This window comes from Gemmiger formicilis, from assembly GCF_016901605.1.
Lineage (GTDB): Bacteria > Bacillota > Clostridia > Oscillospirales > Ruminococcaceae > Gemmiger > Gemmiger formicilis_B.
This window is the reverse complement of sequence record NZ_JACJKP010000775.1, coordinates 1-222: the sequence shown is the minus strand read 5'-3', so window position 1 is coordinate 222 and position 222 is coordinate 1. Positions and strand designations below refer to the sequence as shown.

At 52.3% G+C, this 222-nt stretch carries 1 protein-coding gene; it reads right to left on the bottom strand.

The window, feature by feature from the left end; translation table 11 throughout:
• Positions 1-104: 104 nt before the first annotated feature.
• Positions 105-179, bottom strand: a complete 75-nt coding sequence (locus H6B10_RS18275; RefSeq protein ID WP_243427444.1) for an RsmF rRNA methyltransferase first C-terminal domain-containing protein — start codon at positions 177-179, stop codon at positions 105-107.
• Positions 180-222 lie beyond the last annotated feature (43 nt).

Sequence of the window (222 nt, the reverse complement as noted above, 5' to 3'; positions counted from 1 at the left end):
TCAAAAATCACTATCCCAAGGGACTGCGCAACCTGGGTTGACAACAAAAAACAAAAATATCGCGACCGGTTATGTAAGAATTTTCCGGTCGCGGTTGTTTTTTCTTATAGGGCGTGGGCAGGCTGGAAGCGCTTTTTCACCACGCTGCCCGCCAGCACACCGCCGCGCAGAAGCCGCAATTTTCCAACAGGAAGCTGTTCGCTGTCTACGGGCGGTAACAGG